This window comes from Faecalibacillus sp. H12 (assembly GCF_013361255.1).
GTDB lineage: Bacteria > Bacillota_I > Bacilli_A > Erysipelotrichales > Coprobacillaceae > Faecalibacillus > Faecalibacillus intestinalis.
This window is the reverse complement of sequence record NZ_JABWDK010000082.1, coordinates 1-488: the sequence shown is the minus strand read 5'-3', so window position 1 is coordinate 488 and position 488 is coordinate 1. Positions and strand designations below refer to the sequence as shown.

Annotated in this window: 1 protein-coding gene; it reads left to right on the top strand. The window is 31.1% G+C overall.

Going from position 1 to position 488, the window contains the following annotated elements; genetic code table 11:
* Positions 1-123: 123 nt before the first annotated feature.
* Positions 124-488, top strand: a 365-nt coding sequence (locus HUU89_RS14500) for an Hsp20/alpha crystallin family protein (protein WP_175302135.1), incomplete at its 3' end; no start/stop codon positions are given.

Genomic DNA, 488 nt, shown 5'->3' with positions numbered 1-488 from the left:
AAGAACTATAATGTATTTAGAAATTAGGAAAGGTATTAATAAAGAACCTAGTTTCAAGAGTTAACACCGCTTGAAGTAACGATGCTAATGACTAAGCATTTATATTGAAAGGGGAAATGACTTATGATGATGCCTAGCTTATTTACAGAAAACTTATTTGATGATTTCTTTAATGATTTCGATGAAGATTTCTTTGGAAAGAAAAATCCATTATATGGAAAACATGCAAGAAATATGATGAAGACAGATGTCAGGGAAACTGATACGACTTATGAAGTAGATGTTGACTTACCAGGCTTCAAGAAAGAAGATATCAATGTCAACTATGAAAATGGATATTTGACAATATCAACAAGTAAAGGCTTGGATAAAGATGAAAAAGACAAAGATGGACGTTATATCCGACAAGAAAGATATGTTGGAAATATGACACGAAGCTTCTATTTAGGAGATATTCCAAAAGAAGATATCAAAGCTAAATATGAAGG